Annotated in this window: 18 protein-coding genes and 1 tRNA gene; 7 read left to right on the top strand and 12 right to left on the bottom strand. The window is 69.2% G+C overall.

What is annotated here, in order from left to right; translation table 11 throughout:
• Nucleotides 1-15: 15 nt before the first annotated feature.
• Together BO221_RS02550 and BO221_RS02545 are read right to left on the bottom strand one after the other, a co-directional pair.
• Nucleotides 16-3,744 (bottom strand): right-handed parallel beta-helix repeat-containing protein, encoded by a 3,729-nt coding sequence (locus BO221_RS02550; RefSeq protein ID WP_083680676.1) that lies wholly within the window; start codon nt 3,742-3,744, stop codon nt 16-18.
• Nucleotides 3,745-3,835: 91 nt separating this feature from the next.
• The gene (locus tag BO221_RS02545; protein WP_073558707.1) at nt 3,836-4,432 is read right to left on the bottom strand and encodes a hypothetical protein; all 597 of its coding nucleotides are present in this window, start codon (nt 4,430-4,432) and stop codon (nt 3,836-3,838) included.
• Nucleotides 4,433-4,532: 100 nt separating this feature from the next.
• Between BO221_RS02545 and BO221_RS02540 the strand changes: the two genes are divergently transcribed.
• Together BO221_RS02540 and BO221_RS02535 are read left to right on the top strand one after the other, a co-directional pair.
• Nucleotides 4,533-5,000, top strand: a complete 468-nt coding sequence (locus tag BO221_RS02540) for a M48 family metallopeptidase (protein ID WP_198956049.1) — start codon at nt 4,533-4,535, stop codon at nt 4,998-5,000.
• A gap of 62 nt (nt 5,001-5,062) precedes the next feature.
• On the top strand, nt 5,063-6,295 hold the full coding sequence (locus BO221_RS02535; protein ID WP_073558706.1) for a cytochrome P450: 1,233 nt from the start codon (nt 5,063-5,065) through the stop codon (nt 6,293-6,295).
• Here BO221_RS02535 and BO221_RS02530 read toward each other — a convergent pair.
• Nucleotides 6,272-7,255, bottom strand: coding sequence for a GlxA family transcriptional regulator (locus tag BO221_RS02530; protein WP_073558705.1), 984 nt, complete (start codon nt 7,253-7,255; stop codon nt 6,272-6,274). The two genes, BO221_RS02535 and BO221_RS02530, sit on opposite strands and share 24 nt — an antisense overlap.
• A gap of 86 nt (nt 7,256-7,341) precedes the next feature.
• On the opposite strand from BO221_RS02530, the gene BO221_RS02525 reads away from it, so the two are divergent.
• Complete coding sequence (locus BO221_RS02525) at nt 7,342-8,046, top strand: DJ-1/PfpI family protein (RefSeq protein WP_073558704.1); 705 nt, start codon at nt 7,342-7,344, stop codon at nt 8,044-8,046.
• An 81-nt stretch (nt 8,047-8,127) separates the two neighbouring features.
• On the opposite strand, the gene BO221_RS02520 is transcribed toward BO221_RS02525, so the two are convergent.
• Together BO221_RS02520 and BO221_RS02515 are read right to left on the bottom strand one after the other, a co-directional pair.
• Entirely contained in the window at nt 8,128-8,673 is a 546-nt protein-coding gene (locus tag BO221_RS02520; RefSeq protein ID WP_073558703.1) for a hypothetical protein, read from the bottom strand.
• A gap of 369 nt (nt 8,674-9,042) precedes the next feature.
• Nucleotides 9,043-9,119 (bottom strand) — tRNA-Pro (locus BO221_RS02515).
• A 251-nt stretch (nt 9,120-9,370) separates the two neighbouring features.
• Here BO221_RS02515 and BO221_RS02510 point away from each other — a divergent pair.
• A complete protein-coding gene (locus BO221_RS02510) occupies nt 9,371-9,751 on the top strand; it encodes a two-component system response regulator (protein ID WP_073558702.1) in 381 nt (126 codons plus the stop codon).
• Between the two features lie 15 nt (nt 9,752-9,766).
• Here BO221_RS02510 and rpe read toward each other — a convergent pair whose 3' ends face one another.
• On the bottom strand, nt 9,767-10,420 hold the full coding sequence (rpe, locus tag BO221_RS02505) for a ribulose-phosphate 3-epimerase (RefSeq protein WP_073558701.1): 654 nt from the start codon (nt 10,418-10,420) through the stop codon (nt 9,767-9,769).
• A 143-nt stretch (nt 10,421-10,563) separates the two neighbouring features.
• Between rpe and BO221_RS02500 the strand changes: the two genes are divergently transcribed.
• Nucleotides 10,564-12,078 (top strand): HD family phosphohydrolase, encoded by a 1,515-nt coding sequence (locus tag BO221_RS02500; protein ID WP_073559427.1) that lies wholly within the window; start codon nt 10,564-10,566, stop codon nt 12,076-12,078.
• Nucleotides 12,079-12,137: 59 nt separating this feature from the next.
• On the opposite strand, the gene pyk is transcribed toward BO221_RS02500, so the two are convergent.
• The 6 genes from pyk to dusB form a co-directional block, all read right to left on the bottom strand.
• Nucleotides 12,138-13,568 carry a pyruvate kinase gene (gene pyk / locus BO221_RS02495; protein WP_073558700.1) on the bottom strand — a complete coding sequence of 477 codons (1,431 nt, stop codon included), beginning with the start codon at nt 13,566-13,568 and terminating at the stop codon, nt 12,138-12,140.
• A gap of 101 nt (nt 13,569-13,669) precedes the next feature.
• Complete coding sequence (locus BO221_RS02490; RefSeq protein WP_143195228.1) at nt 13,670-14,563, bottom strand: SprT family zinc-dependent metalloprotease; 894 nt, start codon at nt 14,561-14,563, stop codon at nt 13,670-13,672.
• A gap of 75 nt (nt 14,564-14,638) precedes the next feature.
• The gene (locus BO221_RS02485) at nt 14,639-15,202 is read right to left on the bottom strand and encodes a YkgJ family cysteine cluster protein (protein WP_073558699.1); all 564 of its coding nucleotides are present in this window, start codon (nt 15,200-15,202) and stop codon (nt 14,639-14,641) included.
• The gene (locus tag BO221_RS02480; RefSeq protein ID WP_073558698.1) at nt 15,199-16,659 is read right to left on the bottom strand and encodes an NFACT RNA binding domain-containing protein; all 1,461 of its coding nucleotides are present in this window, start codon (nt 16,657-16,659) and stop codon (nt 15,199-15,201) included. The genes BO221_RS02485 and BO221_RS02480 overlap by 4 nt, the downstream gene beginning before the upstream one ends.
• 85 nt (nt 16,660-16,744) lie before the next feature.
• On the bottom strand, nt 16,745-16,945 hold the full coding sequence (locus BO221_RS02475; RefSeq protein ID WP_198956048.1) for a hypothetical protein: 201 nt from the start codon (nt 16,943-16,945) through the stop codon (nt 16,745-16,747).
• 438 nt (nt 16,946-17,383) lie between these two features.
• Nucleotides 17,384-18,397 carry a tRNA dihydrouridine synthase DusB gene (dusB, locus tag BO221_RS02470; protein WP_073558697.1) on the bottom strand — a complete coding sequence of 338 codons (1,014 nt, stop codon included), beginning with the start codon at nt 18,395-18,397 and terminating at the stop codon, nt 17,384-17,386.
• A 91-nt stretch (nt 18,398-18,488) separates the two neighbouring features.
• On the opposite strand from dusB, the gene BO221_RS02465 reads away from it, so the two are divergent.
• Together BO221_RS02465 and BO221_RS02460 are read left to right on the top strand one after the other, a co-directional pair.
• The gene (locus BO221_RS02465) at nt 18,489-19,946 is read left to right on the top strand and encodes a metalloprotease (protein WP_073558696.1); all 1,458 of its coding nucleotides are present in this window, start codon (nt 18,489-18,491) and stop codon (nt 19,944-19,946) included.
• Between the two features lie 81 nt (nt 19,947-20,027).
• Nucleotides 20,028-21,053, top strand: coding sequence for a fatty acid desaturase (locus BO221_RS02460; protein ID WP_073559425.1), 1,026 nt, complete (start codon nt 20,028-20,030; stop codon nt 21,051-21,053).
• The last annotated feature ends 55 nt before the right edge of the window (nt 21,054-21,108 follow it).

The following is a 21,108-nucleotide window of genomic DNA, read 5'->3' as shown; positions in this document are numbered from 1 at the left end:
AGGGCCTCGTGGACTTCAGGCTCGCGCGCTCCGGCGCCGGGGGGCGGCCAGCGCCAGCAGCAGCAGGACCATCATCGGCGCCGAGGCATCGCCCAGGCCCGAGCAGCCACAGCCCTGGGCGGAGGGCTCCTGAGGCTGGGGATTCACACCCGCGTCCGGCCCGTTACCCGTGCCCGCGTCCGGTCCGTCCGGAGAGAGGATCGTCACCGACGTGGCGGCGCCCACTCCGCCCTCGATCCTGACGGACACCGCATCACCGAAGACCCCCGTCGAGCTTCCGGCGGTGAACAGGCCCGTGGGCGTGATGGTTCCGGCCCAGGGCGCGGCCGACCAGGTGGGCTCGGAGGCCGCCCACTGATTGCCGAAGGCATCCCAGGCCCTCGCGGAGAACTGCTGCGTGCCGAGTGGACGCAGCGTGGGGTTCGTTGGAGTGAGGCTCACGCCCACCACGGGGCCCGGCCTCACCACCACGCTGGCCGAGGCACTCATGCCCTCGGCACTCACCCGGACGGTGTCGTTGTACGTGCCGGCGGTGGTGCCCGCGGTGAAGGTGCCATGGACGTCGATCGTTCCGCCGCCACCGGAGACCTCCCAGCTCGGAGTGAGCGGCACCTCGTTGTCGTACGCATCCAGGCCCCGCGCGGTGAAGGCCACCGACTCGCGCACCTGGAGCGAGGCGGAGGTGGGGCTCAGCAGCAGCCGGGCCAACGCTCCGGGCTGGATGACAACGGAGGCCGAGGCGCTGAGTCCGCCCGACTCGGCGACGATGGCGGCCGGGTAGCTCCCCGCCCGGGTGCTCGCGGTGAAGTCACCCGGCGAGGCGCCGAGCGTCCCGGCGAGCGAGGACCCCAGGCGCCAGGAGACCGTGTCCGTCCGGACGTTGCCATGGGCATCCACCACCCGTGCGCTGAAACGCACCGTACCTCCCGGGGCGAGCCTGACGGTGGAGGGGCTCAGTTCGATCCGCTCCGCGGGCCCGGGCTCGACGATGACGGTGGCGGTAGCCGAGACGCCGTCCGCGATGGCGCGCACGGTGTTCGCATAGGTCCCGGCCACGGTGCCCGCGGTGAAGACGCCCGAGGCGTCGATGGTGCCACCCCCTTCGAGGATCTCCCACGAGGTGCTGGCGGGAACCGGGTAGCCGGACGCATCCCGCGCGGTGGCGGTGAAGGTCACCTTCCCCGAGGGCCCCACCGTGGCGGGGTTCGGGGAGAGTTCCAGCGAGACGATCGGACCGCCCAGCACCGTCACGCTCGTCTGGGCCACCGTGGAGCCCACGGAGGCCTCGATGGTGTTGGCGTAGAAGCCCGGCACCGTCCCGGCGGTGAAGACGCCGGTCGTGGAGTCGAGCGTTCCGCCCCCGTTGGCGAGCCGCCAGGAGATGGAGTCCGTCCGGGTGTTGCCGCAGCTGTCCGTGGGCACGGCGGTGAAGGCCTGCTCTGCCCCCTGCTCGAGGCGGGGAGACTCGGGCAAGAGGACGAGCCGGGAGAGCGGGCCCGTGGAGACGGACACGTCCGCGGTGCCCATCACGGAGCCCGCGCGCGCCGTGACCGCCCGGGGGTAGCTGCCCGGCGTGCAGGGAGCGGTGTACTGGCCCGTGGAGGAGATGGTTCCGGAGCCGGGAGCGGCACTCCAGTCGGGGGAGAGATTGCTGGGGTTGCCGCAGGAGTCCACCACGTCCGCCGTGAAGCGCTGGGAGGCACCGGCCTCGAGGCCCGGGGCCGCGGGCGTCACGGTCACCTGGGCCGCTGGTCCGGGAATGATGATGACGGTCGCACTGCCGCTCACGCCATGGGCGCTCGTGGCCGTCACACCCGAGCTCACCGTCCCGGTAGTGCAGGAGACGGTCAGCAGGCCGGTGTCATCAATGGTGCCGGCCTCGGCCCTGGCGCTCCAGGTGAAGGGCACATCGTGGACGGGAGTGCCCGCCGCGTCGTAGGCGCGAGCGATGAAGGTCGTGGTCGCGGCGGCCCTCACACGGACGCTGTCCGGAACGACCTCCACGGAGGCCACGGCCCGCTCTTCGTAGGGCAGCGCGCCAATGTCCGTCTTGTCCGAGCTCACGCCGCGGCAGGGCGAGATGGAGCGCAGGAGGTAGTGACTGGGGGAGACGAAAAGGGGGTCGGCGGAGAGGCTATTGGGACCCGCGCTGGTGTTGTAGTAGTTGCCCGAGGAGTTGTCCCACACGTCGTTGTGCGAGAGCGTCAGCGTGCCGCCGCTCCGGTAGACGCCATAAGAGCCGTTGCCGGTGATGATGCTGTTGCGCAGCGTGACGCCAGGGCTGGTGCCGCTGGAGACTTCGACCCCGTAGTGGCCGTTATCGACGATGGTGTTGTAGTCGAGGATGACGGAGCCGCTGGTGCTCAGACTGACGCCCGAGTAGTAGCTGGAATGGACGACGGTGCGGGTCATGGAGAAAGACTTGGAGCTGCTGACGTAGACCCCCTCGGAGTTGCCGCTCAGGGTGCTGGAGGACAGGTCGACGGCATCTCCGCTCCTCACGTCCAGGCCTATGTAAGCATCGCGGATGAGAGCACCGGTGATGGTGGCCGTCCCCGACGACTCCACGCGCAGGCCTCGCCACTTGTACAGGCCCGGGGACGGGGCCGGGATCTCGGTCCGGAAGGTGACGGGCTCGGAGCGGGTGCCCAGCACGCGCAGGGTTCCCCGGGAGAAGAGCTCCACCTGGGAAGCATCTTCTCCGCCCTTCATGAAGTCGCTGTTGGCGACGGTGACGGTGGTGCCCGGGGCGAACGTGAGGGTCGCACCGGTGGCCACCCTGAGGTCACCCGCGAGCGTCAAGGCGCCGGAGAGGGTGGTGTCCTCATGGATGGTGCCAGCGAGGACGGGGGACGGATCTCCCGTATAGGGCAGGGCTCCTATGTCCGAGGTTCCACCCAGGGCGGCCTTCCGCGCGGGCGAGTACCGGGTGAGGCGGAAGTTGGAGGAGGAGACGAAGAGGGGGGGAAACGAACGGCTGGAGGCATCCGGGGGGATTTCGGAGTAGTTGCCCAGCGTGTTGTTCCACAGGTTGTTGTACGCGAGCGTCATCGTCCCGCCGGAGCGAGCGGAGAGCCCATGACCGGTGTGGTCGGTGATGATGCTGTTGTACAGCGTGACACGGCAGAAGGAGCCGAAGACGTAGACTCCGGAGGGGCCGTTGGCGACGATCGTGTTGTAGTGGAGGTTGGCGGTGCTGCTGTCACGAACGTCGATGCCGCCGGCCCCGTTGTCGTGGACGACGGTGTGGTCCATGGAGAGCGTGCCCTCGTCCTCGACCGAGGCGCCGTTGATATTGCCGTGAAGGGTGCTGGAGGAGATGGTGGCGGAGGCGGTGCTCCCCTTCACCCGCAGGCCCGTGAAGGCATCGCGGATGACGGCACTGGTGAGGGTGGCGGTCCCCGACTCCACGCGCACGCCACTCCACTGGCTCGAGCCCGAGGTGGAGGCCTGGAAGGTGACGGGGCTGGCCTCGGTCCCCCGCACCCGCAGGGTGCCCCGGGAGATGAGCTCCACCCTGGTGGAATCCGAGCCGGAGCTCGTGGCATCCGTCGTGGCGGCGATGACCTGCACGCCAGATTCGATCGTCAGCGTCACCCCGGCGGGCACGATGACGTCACCCGTCAGCGTGTAGGGACTGTTCGCCACCGTCCACGTCGTGTCACCGCCGAGCGGCCCTTGAACCGTGCCCGCCGAAGCAGCGCCCGCTACCAACAACACCGCGACCCCGACAACCCGATGCATCGACCCTCCTGGAAAATGGGGGCCGTGCTCTAGCAGTCCGAGGTGGCAAGTCCAGAGCTCTCAAGAGCCCGGAGGGTTTACCCGCGGTGCGTCACGGAGGGCCGTGGTTCTGGACGCGCGAGTTCAGCTCCACCGCGGTGGCGTAGATCTGCGCCCAGGCCTTGAACTTGATGCGGTTGCCCAGACCCTTCTGGTCGTTGGCGTAGTGGAAGAGATCCTCGCGGAAGAGGGCATCGGCGGCCTTGCGCGCCTCGGGCCCGAGCGGCGTGCCCTTCTTCGCGTAGTAGCGGAGCAGGTCGTAGCCATAGTCGTGCGTCTTGGCCGCGGGGTCGAACTCCTTGTCCGGGCCAATCTTCCCCGGGGCGGAGGCCGAGCCGTGCGGGTCCTGCATCCGCTGGCCGTGCTTCGTCTGGATGGCGTAGGGCTTGTAGCCCATGACCTGCTCGAAATCGGCGGGGGGCGGGCGGGCACCGGTGAGGTACTCGCGCATCAGCGTGCCGTGGTTGCCCGCGGGGGCGGCTCCCACCTTCGCCGTGCGCTGCAGCGCGCTGGCCGCGCCGGTGAACGTGTCCTGCGAAACGGGACGCGTCTGCGCCTGGGCCACGGCGGAGGACGGTGCCTCGGCGGACGTCTCCGGAGTGGAGTTGACCGGGCGGCGGGGCGAGACTGGGGAATTGCGGACGAGCATGGGAACCTTCGGGGGAACGCTTCCTCTCGAATTATCGAAGTTTGCCGTCCGGAAGTTGCGGACCCGTGATTGACGCGCCGCGTGGTGCGAGGAGAGCTCGGTGGGAACGGACCTGTATCGCGACGGAATGGCCCGGCTGGAAGCGGGAGACGTGGAAGAGGGGCGCCGGCTGCTGGAGGAGGCGCTGAACAAGGCTCCCGGAGACGTGAAGGTGATGCACGGGCTGGCGCTCGCGTTGGATCTGGCCGGAGAGCGAACCCGGGCGGTGGAGCTGCTGGAGTTCGCGCATGCCCGGGCGCCGTCCGAGCCGGAACCGGCCTGCGAGCTGGCCATGTCACTGCTGGAGCGGGGCGAGGACGCACGGGCGGAGCAGGTGCTGGCCCCCGTGCTGGCCGCGCATCCCGGCCACCCCCGCGCGAACCTCTACCAGGCCATGGCCCTGGCGAAGACGGACCCGGCCCGCGCGCGCGCCCACGTGGCGAAGGTGCTGGGGGACGCGGACCCGGAGCTGCGCCGGGAGGCGGAGGCGCTGGACCGCGTGCTGGCGGAGCACGCGCCCTCCACCTGACCGGACCGGATTGGCCCCATTCGGCGTCGGACGCATACCACCCGTGAACCTGGAGAAGAACGATGAGTCGCCGAGCCACCCACGAGGTCCCGCGCCTCTCCGTGAATGTGACGTCGCGGCAGTTCATCGAAGACAAGTTCCGCTACTACCGTTGGATGCACGAAGAGGCGCCCGTCTGTCAGGGGCGGCTCAGCGTCCTGCGCGTGTTCTTCCTGGCCGGTTACGACGACTGCGTCAGTGCGCTCAGGGACCCTCGCCTCGTGCGCAACCGGACGACCGCGACAGGAGGCGGGCGGCTCCCACTCCCTCTGCCCAAGGGGCTCACGCCGATGATCTCGAGCATGATCACGAATGACGACCCGGTGCACCGCCGGCAACGGACCCTGGTCGCCAAGGCGTTCACCCCCAGGGCCCTGGGCAAGCTGTCCGAGCGCATCGAGGCCTTGACCCACGAGCTGCTCGACGAGGCCGAGCGGCGGAACACCGTGGATCTCATTCAGGCCTACAGCCTCCCGATTCCGGTGACCGTGATCCGCGAGATGCTGGGCGTCGACGAGGCGGACATGCCGAAATTCAGGTCGGGGCTGCGCGCGCTTTCGGAGGGGTTCAATGGATGGGCGATCCTTCGCACGCTGCTCTTCGACATGCCCCGGACGGTCGCCCTCGTCGAGGAGCTCATCGAGCGCAAGCGCTCGGACCCGCGAGACGACATCCTCACCGGGCTGATTCAAGCGGAGACGGATGGCGAGAAGCTCTCCCGTGAAGAGCTGGTCAGCATGGCCATCCTGCTGATCGTCGCGGGTTATGAGACCACGGTGCATCTCATCACCAACGCCGTGCTGACCCTGTTGCAGCACCCCGAGCAGCTCGAGGCGCTGAAGGGCGACACGACGCTCCTCGACCCGGCTGTAGAGGAGATCCTGCGGTACGCGGGGCCGGTTCATGGCACGAAGCCCAACTACGCGGTGGAGGACATCGAGATACGCGGGGTCCGCATCCCGAAGGGCGCACCCGTGATTCCGATTCTGGGCGCCGCGAACCGGGACCCCGCGGTGTTCGCCAACCCCGAGGTCTTCGACATCCGGCGGCCGCCCAAGAAGCAACTGGGGTTCGGACATGGGCCCCATCACTGCCTGGGTGCCGCACTCGCCCGGATGGAGACACGGGTCGCGCTCAAGACCCTGTTCGAGCGATTTCCCAACATGCGCCTGGCTGTCCCCGCCGGGGAACTCAAGCTCCAGAGCCTCCCCCTGTGGCACCGGTACGAACGTCTACCTGTCGTTCTGCGGCCCTGAGGACGGCGCCCCATCCAGAGTGCGCGCCGCGCGCCGGAGCGCCTGGGGAGGCTGGCCGAACACACGCAAGAAGGCCCGGCGCATGCGCTCGGGGTCCGAGAAGCCCACGGCCCGCGCCACCTGCTCGATGGGCTCGGCGCTGGTCTCGATGCGCAACCGGGCCGCCTCGGCGCGCAGCTGCTCGATCGCCTTGGCCGGTGTCTGTCCCGTCTCCGCGAGGAACGCCCGCCCGAATTGACGGGGACTCAGACACGCCACCCGGGCGAGCCGCTCGACATTCAAGGGCTCATGCAGGTGCTCGCGGGCGAAGCTCAGCGCCAGGCGGATGCGGTCCGAGGGCGGCTCCAGGTCGAGCAGCGTGGAGAACTGGGACTGGCCCCCGGGCCGGCGATGGTAGACGACGAGGTCCCTCGCCGCGGTGCGCGACACCTCCAGGCCCAGGTCCTCCTCGAGCAGCGCGAGCGAGAGATCGATGCCCGAGCTGACCCCCGCCGCCGTCCAGATGGGACCGTCCTGGATGAAGATGCGTTCGGCGTCGACGTGGACGCGGGGAAAGCGCCGCTGCAGCCCGGCGGAGAGACGCCAGTGCGTGGTCGCGCGCCGGCCATCGAGCAGGCCCGCGGCGGCCAGCAGGAAGGCGCCCGTGCAGATGCTCGCGACGCGCCGGCAGGAGGACCGCGAGGCCCTCAGGAAGTCCAGCAGCGCGGAGGAGCCCATGGCCTCCTGGGTCCCGGGTCCGCCCGCGACCACGAGCGTGTCCAACGGCGGCGCCTCGTCCATCCGCCGCGCCAGCATCTGGACGCCCGCGGAACTCTCGACGAGGCCGCCGTGCTCGGACAGCAGCCACATCCGATAGGGCGCCGGTCCGTGGATGGACGGCACCTCGAAGACGGACATGGGACCGGTCAGGTCCAGCAGTTGGAACGCGGGGAAGATGAGGAACCCGATGTCGCGGACCATGGCGGGAAACGAGGGAACTACGTCCTTTCCGCCACGAGTCTGAAGGCGGAGAGTGCCACCGTCAAACCCAGACACGGAGCCAAACCATGGCCTCATCTCTCGTCATTGTCTTTCCGCTGTACCCGGGCGTGTCGTACCTCGACTTCATGGGACCGCAGGCGGTGTTCTCGCTGCTCCCCGGTGTGAAGCAGGTCTTCGCCACGGTGGGAGGGCAGCCCGTCACCGAGGGCGCGTTGCGGCTCGACCCCCTGGCCCGGCTGGAGGATCTGGAGCGGTGTGACGTGCTGTGTGTACCGGGAGGACCCGCGTCGCGCCCGATGCAGGACCCGGTCTTCATGGCGGCGATCCAGCGTCTGGCGGCCACGGCCCGCTTCGTCACGTCGGTGTGCACGGGCTCGCTGATCCTTGGAGCGGCCGGACTGCTGGAGGGAAAACGCGCGGCGTGCCACTGGGGCTTCCGCGACCAGTTGTCGCTCTTCGGCGCCATTCCGGACGCGGGCCGCGTGGTGCGCGACGGCCGGCTGGTGACGGGCGGAGGCGTCACGGCGGGCATCGACTTCGGACTGACGCTCGCGGCGGAGCTGGCGGGCCCCGTCGTCGCCCAGGCCATCCAGCTCGTGCTCGAGTACGCGCCGGAGCCCCCCTTCAACGCCGGGCGGCCCGAGGCGGTCTCGAAGGCCGTCCTGGCGCAGGTCTCCACCCTCACGACGGCCGGGGGACTGGACCTGACCGAGGAGGAGACCACGGTCCGGCGCCTGGGTGCGGACTACCGCACACGCGGCGCCGCTTGAGCGGGGGCAAGCGCCCCGCGGCGGGTCCTGGCCCCAGGAGCTTGCCGGCGAGTCAACCAGGAGTCCGGCTCACCTGCCCCATCACCCGATCGGAATCGGAGAGGGCGGGCCGCCAATGAACCCCGCCGGCGCCGCCAGGAAGTACAAGGAGAGCGCGGACAGCACTCCGAACAGGAGGAGCGCAATGGCCAGCCCGGCTCGCCTTCGCGCGGGCGAGGTCAGGCGCGAGTACAGGAGTGCTTCCGGTCCGACCGCCCCCAACGCCAGCGAGACGACGAGCCAGAGCAATGAGGCCCCGAGCCAGACGGTCGCCAGGAGACCCAGCCGCTCGGACTGGGTCATCAAGGTGAATCTCGACAACACCCAGAGGCTCGAGAGCAGGACCCCCACGGAAATCATCGCTCCAATCCGCCGGAGCCGCTCGAAGCCATGGAGACGCGCGAATGCTTCCAGCCCGAGATCGAGTGTCGCCACGAGCAGCAGGGGCGTCACCACCGCGGCGAAGGGCGACGGAAACGAGAAGAGCGCGTTGAACAACGTTGCATAGACCCAGGGCACGGCCAGCAGGCCCAGCAGCAGTGCGCCAAGCCCGGCCGCAACCGGGTCCCTTCTTCGCCCGGCGGTCATCGGCGCGCTCCCCCAGCGGGAGGAACGGGAACCCGGAACTCCCTCTCGAAGGCGATGTGGATGAGGAGCGGCACATCGCCGTGATGGAACTGAAGGGCGAAGGGAGGGCCAGGCCGGCGGCACGACCGCCCCCGCGGGCGATGGATGAGGGCCATGTTGACTCTGAGCCTGCCCCAGTTACGTGGCTCTGTGTGGTTCAGCGGTAGCGAACAGGCGGGCCTCGTTCTTGGGGCCATTCGTATGCGCCCAGGATTCACACAAACCGCGGGAGAGCCACAAAGCCGGGGCAGGCGCATGCTGGCCTCCTGGCCCCGGAAAGACGAAGGGCGCGGACCCGAGGATTTCTCCTAGGATTCCGCGCCCTTCTGATGGTCGGGGAGACAGGATTTGAACCTGCGACCCCTTGGTCCCGAACCAAGTGCTCTACCAGGCTGAGCCACTCCCCGATACCGCTATGCCCCTCGACGGAACTGCTCTCGGGCCGTCGAAGTGGGCGGGGATGTACAAGACCCGCCCGGCCTAGTCAACGTCCTTGGATCAGCTTTTCATTCCTGAAACCCTCCAGGGGTTCTCCAGGACTCGTGGGGCCCCCGGGACCCGGCCTCCCCTCTCGTAACCGGCCCATTTTCCTGGGGACGGCCTCGGGAACACCGCTTGCTTGACCCTCCTCCGTACAGCGAAGGCACCCCGGGGTCCCATGCTTCCTCCAGTCGTCCTGATCTCCGATGACGAGCCGCTCGTTGTATCCGCCCTCACCCGCGAGGCTCGCCGCTCCGGCCTCGCCTCGGTGGCGGATACCACATCCCACCATGTCCTCTCGTTGGCCCGGCGGCACCGGCCCGCGGTCATCATCCTGGACATCCATCAGCACCAGGACGGCCGCGACCTGCTCGCCCAGCTCAAGCAGGACCCCGAGACGCGCGACTGCAAGGTCGTCATCCTCAGTGGCGTGGAGGACCAGTTCACCCGCCACGTCTGCTTCGAGCTCGGCGCCGAGGCCTACGAGGTGAAGCCCTTCGACCACACCTTCATGACCCGGGTGGCACGGATGGCCGGCCTCGACACAACGGCCCACTGAGCTCGAGGCGTTCCCTCAGGGCCGCAGCGATCGGATGGCCGCGGCGTAGTCCTTCGAGCCGAACACGTACGAGCCCGCCACCAGCACCGTGGCCCCGGCGTCCACCACCCGCCGGGCCGTCTCGGCGTTGATGCCCCCATCCACCTCGATGTCCGTGGACAACCCTCGCTCATCCATCATCGCGCGCAGCCGGCGCACCTTGTCCACCGTGGGCGCGATGAAACTCTGCCCCCCGAAGCCTGGGTTCACGCTCATCAGCAGCACCATGTCCACGTCTCCCAGCACCTCCTCCACCGCCGACAGCGGCGTGGCCGGGTTGAGCACCACCGCCGGCTTCGCTCCCGCGTGGCGGATCTGCTGAATCACCCGGTGCAGGTGCGTGCACGCCTCCACGTGCACCGTGAGGATGTCCGCCCCCGCCTTCGCGAAGGCGTCGACGTACTTCTCGGGCTCGACGATCATCAGGTGCACGTCGAGCGGCCGGGTGGCCGCCTTCTTGATGGCCTCCACCACCACCGGGCCCATGGTGATGTTGGGCACGAAACGCCCATCCATCACGTCCACGTGGACCCAATCCGCCCCGGCGGCTTCCACCGCGCGCACCTCCTCCGCGAGGCGGCCGAAGTCGGAGGACAGGAGCGAGGGGGACACGAGGACGCGGCGGGTCATGGGCGCTACATAGCCACTTCCGCTCCCGGGTGGTACCCGCTTGGAGAGCGAGCGAGCAGGGGGGGAGGGGCGATCCACGTATTTCCCGTGCTAAGAAGATGACTCCCAGGCCGTGCGCCGCCGCCCTTTTGGAGTCCTATCCGGTGCTTCCACAGACCCCGCCCGATCCTCCAGACCTCACCCGGCGCCTCAAGAAGCTCACGTCCATCCTGGACGTCACCAAGGCCATGAGCGCCGAGCGCGACCTGGACCTGCTGCTGCCCCTCATCCTCTACGAGGCCAGCAAGGTGGTGGAGGCGGACCGGTGCTCGCTCTTCGTGCTCGACCGCGAGCGCAACGAGCTGTGGAGCAAGGTGGCCCAGGGCTCCAAGAATGAAATCCGTCTGCCCGTGGGCAGCGGCATCGCCGGCCAGGTGGCCCAGACGGGAGAAATCATCAACCTCCCGGATGCCTACGCCGACGAGCGCTTCAACCGCACCTTCGACACCCTCAGCGGCTACCGCACCCAGAGCGTCCTCTGCGTGCCCATGCGCGACGCCAATGGCGAGGTCACCGGCGTCATCCAGTCGCTCAACAAGCTCAGTGGGCGCCCCTTCGACTCCGAGGACGAGGAGCTGCTGCTCGCCCTGGGCGCCCAGGCCGCCGGCGCCATCGAGAACGCCCTGCTTCACGAGGAGATCAACCGCCTCTTCGAGGGCTTCGTCTCCGCCTCCGTGGTGGCCATCGAATCGCGGGATCCCACCACCGCCGGTCACTCGGGCCGCGTGGCCGATCTCACCGTCACCATGGCCCGCGCGCTCGAGCACGTGCACGCCGGGCCCTATGCCCACACGCGCTTCACCGCCACCGAGCTCCAGGAGGTCCGCTACGCCTCGCTGCTGCACGACTTCGGCAAGGTGGGCGTGCGCGAGCCCGTGCTCGTCAAGGCCGAGAAGCTCTACCCCCATGAGATGGAGGGGCTGCGCTCCCGCTTCCAGCTGGCCCGTAAGGACCTGCAGCTGCAGAGCTACCGCCGCCGGCTCGCCGCCGTGAAGCTGCGCGGCGTGCACCACATGGCGGAGATCGACGCCGAGGAGGATGAGCGGCTCCTCAAGGACCTCAAGCACCTGGACGAGGTGCTCGAGTTCGTCCTCACCTGCAACCGGCCCACGGTGCTCGCCCAGGGCAACTTCGAGCGGCTCCACGAGCTGCGCCACCTGCACTTCGAGGACTCCTTCGGAAAGGAGCAGCCCCTGCTGCTCGACCGGGAGATCCACTCGCTCTCCATCGCCAAGGGCACCCTCTCCGAGGAGGAGCGCCGGGAAATCGAGAGCCACGTCGAGCACACCTACCGCTTCCTGTCGCAGATTCCCTGGACGCGCACCCTGCGCCGCGTGCCGGAGATCGCCTACGCGCACCACGAGAAGCTCGATGGCACCGGTTACCCGCGCGCCATCCCCGAGCCCACCATCCCCGTGCAGTCCCGGATGATGTCCATCGCGGACATCTACGACGCCCTCACCGCCAGCGACCGGCCCTACAAGAAGGCCGTTCCTCATCAGCTCGCGCTCGACATCCTCAAGCGCGAGGTCCAGGGCGGTCAGCTCGACAACGAGCTGTTCCGCATCTTCGTCGAGGCCGAGGTCCCCAAGCGCGCCCTCAAGGACTTCCGCGGGTAGGCGCGCGGTAGACCCTCACCCCGACCCTCTCCCGGAGGGAGAGGGAGGGGGACTTCCGCTCAGCTGCCGATGGTGTGCAGCCGCAGGCTGTTGATCTTGCCCGGCTGGCCCACCGGCGCGCCGTACACGATCACCACGCGGTCACCCTTCTGCGCCAGGCCCCGCGCCACCAACTCCTCCTCCACGCGGCGCACCATCGCCTCCGTCTCCTGGATGGGCTCCAGCACCCGCGGCACCACGCCCCACAGGAGCGCCAGCCGGCGCCGCACTTCCTGGTTCGGGCTGAACGCCACGATCGGCACCGGCGGCCGGTAGTGCGCCAGCAACCGCGCCGTCACGCCCGACAGCGTGAACGCCGCGATCAGCGACGCCCCGGCCTGCCTCGCCGCGTAACACGCGCTCGCGGCAATCACGTCCGGGAAGTGCGACGGCAACCCCACCGGCGACTCCGTCGGCGCGTTCAGCCCCTGCGCCCGCATCGTCGACTCGGCCGCCAGCACGATGCGGTCCATCATCTCCACCGACTCGCGCGGGAACTTGCCGCTCGCCGTCTCGCCCGACAGCATCACCGCGTCCGCCCCGTCGAACACCGCGTTGGCCACGTCGCTGGCCTCCGCTCGCGTGGGCCGCGGGTTGTCGATCATCGAGTTGAGCATCTGCGTCGCCACGATGACCGGCAGGCCCCTCATGTTGCACCGGCGCACGATGTCCTTCTGCACCGAGGGCACCTCCTCGGGCGGAATCTCCACGCCGAGGTCACCACGCGCCACCATCACGCCGTCCGTCTTGTCCAGGATGGCGTCCAGCCGCGCAATCGCCTCCGGCTTCTCCAGCTTCGCGATGATGGGCACCGACCGCCCCACCTCCGCCATCGCCGAGCGCGCCATGTCGATGTCCGCCGGATGCCGCACGAACGACAGCGCCAGGAAGTCCACTCCCGCCTTGATGCCGAACACCAGGTCCTCCCGGTCCTTCGGCGTCAGCGCGTCCGCGCGCACCGCCACTCCCGGCAGGTTGATGCCCTTGTTGTTCTTCAGGATGCCGCCATGAATCACCTTCGTGCGGATCAACTGCTTCTTGTCCGTCTCGATGACCCGCAGCTCCAGCAGGCCGTCATCCAGCAGGATGCGGTCTCCCGGATTCACGTCCGCCGCCAGGAACGGATACGTCGTGGACACGATCTCATCCGTGCCCTTCACCGTCTCGTCCGTGGTGATGTGGAACTCGCCACCTTCCTTCAGCTCGGTGCTGCCGGTGATGAAGCGGCCGGTGCGGATCTTGGGGCCCTGGAGATCTCCCAGGATACCCACCGCCTTGCGGACCTTCAGCGAGGCCGCCCGGAGTTTGGCGATGTTCTCGGCGTGGTTCTCGTGGCTGCCGTGAGAGAAGTTGAGCCGGGCCACGTCCATTCCAGCTTCAATCAGGGCCTCGAGCATTTCCTGACTCTGGGAGGCCGGACCAAGGGTGCAGACAATCTTCGCGCGTCGCATGGGCAAAAGAGGATTGGGTCGGGCGACGCGCAGGGTCAAGCAGCGTCCGCACGCGCCCTCCGATTGGTAAATTGGTAAAGCGGCGAGCAGGGAACCGCGTCTCAGCCTCGCAGCAGCAGGTTGAGGTTCTCCCGCTCCCAACGCAGTGCGGCGGAGTAGAGCGGGAAGGCTTTCTCCCGCTCACGGAAGGCCCGCGGGTGATGCACCCGGCGGCCCGTCCCGTTCGAGCTGGGGAAGAGTTGGTGGAGCATCTCGTGGAAGATGATGAATTCCACGAAGTACGAGGGGACTTCGGGGCGATCCAACCCGGGGTGGATGCGGATCTCCCGCGTCTGATGGTCGTAGACCCCCAGACGGATGGACTTGCGCCGCCGCCGGGGAGGCATGCGGCCCCAGCCAATGCGCGCCTGGATGTTCCCGTGGAAGTAGACGCGGTTGAGCTGATCGAAGAGCACCTGCAAGTCGAAGCAGCGGCCCTGGGGATCCAGGTCGGCCTCGGCCGCGTGGCGCTCCTGACGGATGCGCGGCTGCTGGCCCCGGATGTAGTCGTCCAGCACGCCGCCCGCCAGGCGGTTGCCCCGGCCCGCGTAGTCCGCCACCGCGCGCACCACCGGCTCCGGTGCGTCCAGGAACATGTGGTGCAGCCGCAGCTGCAGCGCGTTGGCGCTGCGCCGGAAGGACACCATGGTGGAGCGGTTGTCCGTCACCGCCAGCCGCACCGGCATCCTCAAGTCCGCGGACAGCCGGAAGGCCAGCGCCTCGGCCCGGGCCCACAGTTCCTCACGGGTGGCCGCGCCGAGGGAGGGCTGTGGGCCGCGTAGCGCGTTCTCCCGGTGGAAGTTCTCCGCGACCGGCACCTCCTCCTCGTGGAGGGCGGTGGCCAGACGGTTCGAGGACTCCACCGCGCGGGTGCGCGTGGGCAGGGATGTGCCCCCCTCACGAACGGGAGCGCGCGGGAAGAGGTGCATCTGATGTTGGGGCGGAAGCGACGACACGCGGACGGCATCGTACCCAGTGGCCTCCCGGACTCAAGGCCGGCGCAAGCCGCTCGCCTGCCCAGCGTCGCCCCGTCAACCCCGCCCGTGTGCCCTCGTCTCCTCCGCCAGTTGCTCTCCGAGCGACTCCACCGACTCCCGTGTGGTACCGAAGGCCGCCAGCACGTCCTCCATCCGCTCGGCCTCCTCCACTCCCAGGCAGGCTCCTCCGCCCGCTCGTGCCTCGGCCAGGTCACCGTAGCGGCTCATCTGCACGCTCCAGCTTCCGTCCGGCCAGCGCTCGAAGGGATAGAGCCGGCAGGCCACCGGCCGCACGTCCGCGGGCAGGCCACAGCCCCGCTCCTTCTCGTGGAAGACGCAGGCGCCGGCGCGCGTGGCCAGCATCAGCCGCACCGGGCCCTTGCGGAAATAGCCCCGGTAGAGCGGACGGCGCGCCTCGTACTCCGCTGCCTCCTCGCCGGTGAGGTACTCCTCGGCCACGAAACGCCGGGGTGACAGCCCCGTGTGCGCCGTCATCCGCTCGATGTCCGCCCGCGTGAGCGTGGCCAGGTGCTCGTCCTCCTTCACCTCGCAGCACGAGGTACCCAGCACCACCGGACAGCGGGCGCAGACCGGGCCCATGGGGGACTTCGCGCTCATGGGACGGGCGGCACCTCGCCTCCACGAGTCTTCAACAACCGATCCAGGCGATCCTGCTCCAGGCGCACCACCAGCGTCTTCTCCCGCGTGTACTGCACCCGGCCCGGCGCTCCACCCTTCACCTTCTTCACGAACTTCACCGGCACCCAGCTCACCTCGCCCCGAGGCTCGCCCTTCGCCCCCGAGTGGTGCAGCGCCAGGTGCGCCGCGTCCAGTAGCACCTCCTGCGCCACCTCCACCCCCTTCTCCAACGGCACCACCACGTGGCTGCCCGGCAGCCCCCTCGCGTGCAGCCACAGGTGGTACGGCCTCGCCACCTTGAAGGTGAGCGTGTCGTTGTCCTCGCCTCCCTTGCCCACCCAGATGCGCTGGCCCCCGTGTCCCACGTACTCCTTGAAGGGCCTCGCCTCCGGTGGGCCCGCCTCGGCCGCCGTCAGCTGCAGCACCTCCGCCTGCGCCAGCAACGAGGCCTCGTCCAGCGCCTCGAGCTGCTTCAGCGCCGCCTCCGCGTGCGCCACCTCGCGCGCCATCTCCGCCTCGCGCTGCCGCGCGTGCTCCACGCCCCTCAGCAACCGCCGGTACTGGTGGAAGTTCCAGTCCACCTCCTCCTTCGGCGTCCGCTTCGGGTCCAGCTTCACCTTCACCTCCTCCATCCCCGACTCGGTGTACGCCGTGAGCGTCACCTCGGTGGCGCCCCGCTTCAGGCGGTAGAGGTTCTGGGTGAGCAGCTCGCCCAACTGCCGGTGCTTCTCGGCCTCGGGCCCCCGCGCCGCCTCCGCGCGCACCTTCTCCAGCGTGCGTCCGGAGCGCTTGAGCCTCGCCCGGTACGGCAACGCCAGCCTCCGGCGGATGGACTCGGCCCGGCTCGTCTTGTCCTTCGGGCCGATCAGCCGCTCGGCCGCTTCCGCGTACACCAGGAAGTCCCCCGGGAAGGGCACCAGGCGCGACGTGGCCGCCCGGGCCTTGGCGAGGGCGTCCGCGGGCAGCGGCTCCGGCGGCGTCCACTGCGCCCCCGGGTGCAGCGAGCGCCGCTGCGCCAGGCCCTCGCCGGAGAGCATCAGCACCCGGCCCGGCTCCGTCAGCAGCATCAGCCCTCCCGGCGAGCCCAGCTCCAGCACCAGCCGGCGCCGGGTGTCCTCGCTCTGGAAGTCGAGCGTCACCACCCGCTCCGACTCCCGCCACGCGGCCCCCGTCAGCTTGAAGCCCACCAGTTCCTGCCGCAGCCAGCGCTGGAAGGGCGCCGGCTCTCCCGGCGTGGGGAAGCGATCCTCCGCCACCGAGAGGCGCGAGAGCTCGCCTTCCGCGCACAGGCACAAGAGGACGGAGCGCCCGGGCACGCGCAGCTCCAGGTAGGCCAGGCGCGGCAGCGGACACCACGCCTTCTGCACCACCGCGCCCGCCAACTGCGCGGACACCTCCGCCACCACCTGCTCCAACTCCGAGGATCGCAGTGACACCCCAGTCCTCCTGACGGAAAAAACAAGAACGGCCCGGCGGAAATCCGCCGAGCCGTTCAAACTGCGCGAAGTTACTGGCCTACGTCTAGCCCTCGGACGGGGCGGCCTCGGGGGCCTTCGCCGCGGTCTTGCGGCGGGTGCTCTTGCGGGCCGGGGCCTTCTTCGCCGCGCCCTTCTTCGCCGCCGCCTTCTTCGCGGTGCGCGGAGCAGCGGTCTTGCGGGTGGTCTTCTTCGCAGCGGCCTTCTTCGCCGGCGCCTTCTTCGCGGTCTTCTTCTTCGCGGCCATCTAAACCCTCCGTTGGTTCAACTCCACCTCCACTCGTTCCGAGTGGGGCCTGCACTCGCAGAAGGAGTGCTTGTGATGAATGGTAGAGATGCCTTGCCAGTGTGTCAACGCATGGTGATGTAGTGCAACGCGTGGCGCGCCGATTTTTCGGCATCGCGCGCGTTCGAAACCCCCGAATCGGCCTCTACCCCCACCTGCTCCGGCCTCGCGCGAGCCGATTTCTCGGCCTCCGCCGCGTTTCGCTCCGCTCCGAGGGAAAACGGCCATTTTCTCGAGCCCGCGCGAGCGCGCACCGACGCACGCAACGCGGGCCTCGAGCGCACCCGCACCGGTGCCAGCGCGCACGCTCGCACGGAGTGCTCACGAGATGACCTTCTTCGCCGCACACGCGCGAAAACGCGGGCGCTACAGGGGTGTCGCGGGGAGCTCGGGGGGCATTCAGCCGAGCGCGGCCCGGTAATCGACGTCCTGCTCGCCCTCGGAGGCATTCGGGTCGGCGTGGGCGGAGACGAAGAAGCGCCTCACCGCGTCCCGCACCTCCTCGGCCGTGTCGAGCTGGTTCACCTCGGAGCGGAAGAGCGCGGCGCCGTGCAGGCCGTGGCCGTACCAGGCCAGGTGCTTGCGGAAGGAGCGCACCGCGGCGAGCTCCTCGCCCACGAACTCGAGGTGGGCGGCCAGATGGCGCAGCACCAGCTCGCAGCGCTCCTGCGGCGTGGGCGGCGGGCCCCCGAGCAGCTCGCGGAAGATCCACGGGTTGCCCAGCGCACCTCGGCCAATCATCACGAAGTCGCAGCCCGTCGTCTCCAGCATCCGGCGGGCGTCCTCCGGCGTCTTCACGTCCCCGTTGCCGATGATGGGCCTGTCCGGGAAGTGACGCTTGAGGTCCGCGATGACGCTCCAGTCCGCCTTGCCCGAGTAGCCCTGGGCGCGCGTGCGCGGGTGGATGGCGAGCGCGGCGCACCCGGCCTCGAAGAGCTTGCCGGCCACCTGGAGGTAGTTGCGGGTGTGCTCGTCCCAGCCCGAGCGGATTTTGCAGGTGACGGGCAGGCCGGTGGCCGCGTGGATTTCGCGCACCAGGGCGGCGCCCCGGTCCGGCTCGCACAGCAGGGCGCTGCCGGCGCCGTTCTTCGTCACCTTCTTCACCGGGCAGCCCATGTTGATGTCGATCATCTGCGCCCCGTACTGCTTGCCGATGACGGCGGCGCGGGCCATGGACTCCGGCTCGCCCCCGAAAATCTGGAGGCTGTAGGGCCGCTCCACCTCGGCGTCATACCGGAGGTACTTCAGGGTGCGCTGGTTGGTGCGCATGAGGCCCTGGGAGCTCACCAGCTCGGTGGGGCAGAGAGCGGCCCCCATCCCGAAGGCGATGACGCGGAAGGGCTTCTCGCTCACCCCCGCCATGGGCGCGAGGATGAAGGGGTTGGGGAGCGTGTAGGGACCAATCCGCAGCATGCGGCGGGGGAACCTAGCGAATCAGGGAGATTGTTCCAGGGTCCAGGCGTTGGCCTGCACGCCCGGCCTCCTTTGGTTAAGGTCTGGCCCCATGTTGCGCTTCCGGCTCGGGGCCATCCCCGTCGAGGTCCACCTCTCACACCTGCTCTTCTCGTCCCTGCTGGGCGTCCTCATGGTGCTGACGGTGCGGGAGAGTCCGACAGCGCTGCACCTGCACTTCTGGCCTTATGAGCAGCTCGTCCAGGAGCCCGGAAGCCCCGAGGCCCTCCAGGCGGGCATGCTCGTCGTCCTCGCGTGGATGCTCATCGTCTTCGTGTCGGCGCTCGGCCACGAGGCGGGTCACGCGCTCATGCTCCGGGCCTTCGGCTACCGGCCGAGCATCTCGTTGCTCTGGCTGGGGGGTACCACCCGGCCCAACTCCCCCACCCCCATCCCCTGGCACCAGCGGACGATGATCGCCGCCGCGGGGCCCCTCTCCGGGTTGATGCTGGCCCTGGCGGCCCTGGGGCTCCAACACTTCGGCCTGCCGGAAGACGCGCTGTCCGCGCGCGCGCTCATCACCTGGTTCTGCGTGGCCAACATCTTCTGGGCCCTCTTCAACCTCCTCCCCGTCCCCACCTTGGATGGGGGCACCATCGTGAGCGCCCTGGCCACCCGTTTCTTCGGACAGGCGGGCTTCCTCGGCGCGCAGTTGCTGGCGCTCGTGCTGTGCCTCGCCGTGATGGCCTTCGCCTTCGCGATGGAGCGGCCCATCCCCCTGCTCGCCGTGCTCTTCGGCATGTACGGGCTGCACGCGCTGCGGCTGGTGATGGCCGTGCTCCGCGGCGACATGAAGGTGTCCTCGGGCGTGGTGCCCCCGCCGCTCCAATTGGAGTTGCAGCAGGCCCAGGCGGCCCTCGCCCAGGGACGGCTGGACGAGGTGCGCCAGCACGGCCTCGCCATCCTCGACTCGGAGGAGTGCACCCCGGACCTCGCCTCGCGCGCCCACCACCTGCTCGGCTGGGCCGCCCTCAAGAATGGCCAGGGCCGCGCGGCGCTCGACCACTTCTCCCAGGTGCGGCGCCGGCCCGTGGAGACCCAGGCCCTCGCCGCGGCCTTCTCCCTCATCGGCGACGAGCTCCGGGCGCTCGCCCTGTGGGAGATGGCCTGGCACGAGACGCACGACCGCACCGTGATGCACGAGTACGCCGGCTCCCTCATCCGCTCGGAGCGCGTGCCCAAGGCGCTGCGTCTCCCCGGGGTGGACCTCGAGGCCGCCTTCCTGTGCGCCCAGCGCCCCCTCTTCATCCGCGGCGCCTACTCGGAGGCGGCGGCCATCTGCGAGGCGGGACTCGCCCACGTCCGCTCCTCACGGCTCGCCTATGACGCGGCGTGCGCCCATGCCCGCGCGCGTCACCTGAATGACGCAATGCGCATGCTGCGACGCGCCACGGAGCTGGGCTTCCACGATGGCCCCTACGCGGACTCCGACGAGGACCTCGCTCCGCTGCATGGCCAGCCGGACTTCGAGCACTGGCTGGCGGACCTGCGGAAATCTGCTTCCGCCTGACAGACCCATGACACGGGGGGGTGTTGATGCGGGATGAGACTGAGCACCTTGCCGCTCGGTCTGATTCCAGCCGAGGCACCCTTGACTGCTCAAGCCGCCACTCCCGCACAGCAAGAGAAGATCAACTGGCTCTCGTCCATTCCCTTCGTGGGCGTGCACCTGATGTGCCTCTTCGTGTTCTACACGGGGGCGAAGCCGGTGGATGTCGCGGTGTGCGTGGGCCTCTACATCTTCCGGATGTGGGGCATCACCGCCGGCTACCACCGCTACTTCAGCCACCGCGCCTACAAGGCCGGCCGCGGCTTCCAGTTCTTCCTCGCGCTGGCGGGTACCCTCGCGACGCAGAAGGGTGTTCTCTGGTGGGCGGCCCACCACCGGCACCACCACCGGCACTCGGACCAGGAGCAGGACATCCACTCGCCCCTGCAGAAGGGCTTCTGGTGGAGCCACGCCGGGTGGATCCTCTGCGACAAGTACAACGAGACGCGTTACGACAGCATCAAGGACTTCGCGCGCTTCCCGGAGCTGGTGTGGCTCAACCGCCTCTTCGTGGTGCCGCCCGTCCTGCTGGCCGTGGCCCTCTACTTCATCGGCGGCTTCTCCATGCTGGTGTGGGGCTTCTTCGTGAGCACCACCCTGCTCTACCACGGCACCTTCACCATCAACTCGCTCAGCCACGTGTTCGGCAAGCGCCGCTACAAGACGACGGACACCAGCAAGAACAACTGGCTGCTGGCCCTCATCACCCTGGGCGAGGGGTGGCACAACAACCACCACTTCCACCAGAACACCGCCAACCAGGGCTGGTTCTGGTGGGAGGTGGACCTCAGCTACTACTCCCTCAAGGCGCTCTCCTGGGTGGGCCTCGTCAGTGACCTGCGGCTCCCGTCCGAGCAGACGAAGTACTCGTACCTGAAGTACTCGGCCGAGGACCAGGCGGCGCTCAACCCGCCGAGCCGCTGGTTCGCCCCCCTGGCCGCCCAGCGCAAGGCCGCCGAGGAGAAGATGAAGGCCGCCGAGGAGAAGGTGCGCGAGGCCCTGGCCAACGCGGCCGACAGCCTGCCCACCTCCGCGCCCACACCCCAGGCGATGCTCAAGCGCCAGTAGAGCGAGCAGGGAAGCACCCCCGGAAGGCTCCGGGCTGGGGTAGGGTTTCCATCCC

This window comes from Archangium sp. Cb G35 (assembly GCF_001896145.1).
Taxonomy (GTDB): Bacteria; Myxococcota; Myxococcia; order Myxococcales; family Myxococcaceae; genus Archangium; species Archangium violaceum.
This window is presented reverse-complemented; position numbering and strand designations above follow the sequence as displayed.

What these genes read in the sequence shown, in the direction of transcription:
- dusB (WP_073558697.1), bottom strand. Translation starts at nt 18,397, where the DNA reads ATGCTGCGGATTGGTCCCTACACGCTCCCCAACCCCTTCATCCTCGCG.
- pyk (WP_073558700.1), bottom strand. Translation starts at nt 13,568, where the DNA reads ATGCGACGCGCGAAGATTGTCTGCACCCTTGGTCCGGCCTCCCAGAGT.
- BO221_RS02510 (WP_073558702.1), top strand. Translation starts at nt 9,371, where the DNA reads ATGCTTCCTCCAGTCGTCCTGATCTCCGATGACGAGCCGCTCGTTGTA.
- BO221_RS02475 (WP_198956048.1), bottom strand. Translation starts at nt 16,945, where the DNA reads ATGGCCGCGAAGAAGAAGACCGCGAAGAAGGCGCCGGCGAAGAAGGCC.
- BO221_RS02545 (WP_073558707.1), bottom strand. Translation starts at nt 4,432, where the DNA reads ATGCTCGTCCGCAATTCCCCAGTCTCGCCCCGCCGCCCGGTCAACTCC.
- BO221_RS02525 (WP_073558704.1), top strand. Translation starts at nt 7,342, where the DNA reads ATGGCCTCATCTCTCGTCATTGTCTTTCCGCTGTACCCGGGCGTGTCG.
- BO221_RS02535 (WP_073558706.1), top strand. Translation starts at nt 5,063, where the DNA reads ATGAGTCGCCGAGCCACCCACGAGGTCCCGCGCCTCTCCGTGAATGTG.
- BO221_RS02485 (WP_073558699.1), bottom strand. Translation starts at nt 15,202, where the DNA reads ATGAGCGCGAAGTCCCCCATGGGCCCGGTCTGCGCCCGCTGTCCGGTG.
- BO221_RS02520 (WP_073558703.1), bottom strand. Translation starts at nt 8,673, where the DNA reads ATGACCGCCGGGCGAAGAAGGGACCCGGTTGCGGCCGGGCTTGGCGCA.
- BO221_RS02530 (WP_073558705.1), bottom strand. Translation starts at nt 7,255, where the DNA reads ATGGTCCGCGACATCGGGTTCCTCATCTTCCCCGCGTTCCAACTGCTG.
- rpe (WP_073558701.1), bottom strand. Translation starts at nt 10,420, where the DNA reads ATGACCCGCCGCGTCCTCGTGTCCCCCTCGCTCCTGTCCTCCGACTTC.
- BO221_RS02550 (WP_083680676.1), bottom strand. Translation starts at nt 3,744, where the DNA reads ATGCATCGGGTTGTCGGGGTCGCGGTGTTGTTGGTAGCGGGCGCTGCT.
- BO221_RS02465 (WP_073558696.1), top strand. Translation starts at nt 18,489, where the DNA reads ATGTTGCGCTTCCGGCTCGGGGCCATCCCCGTCGAGGTCCACCTCTCA.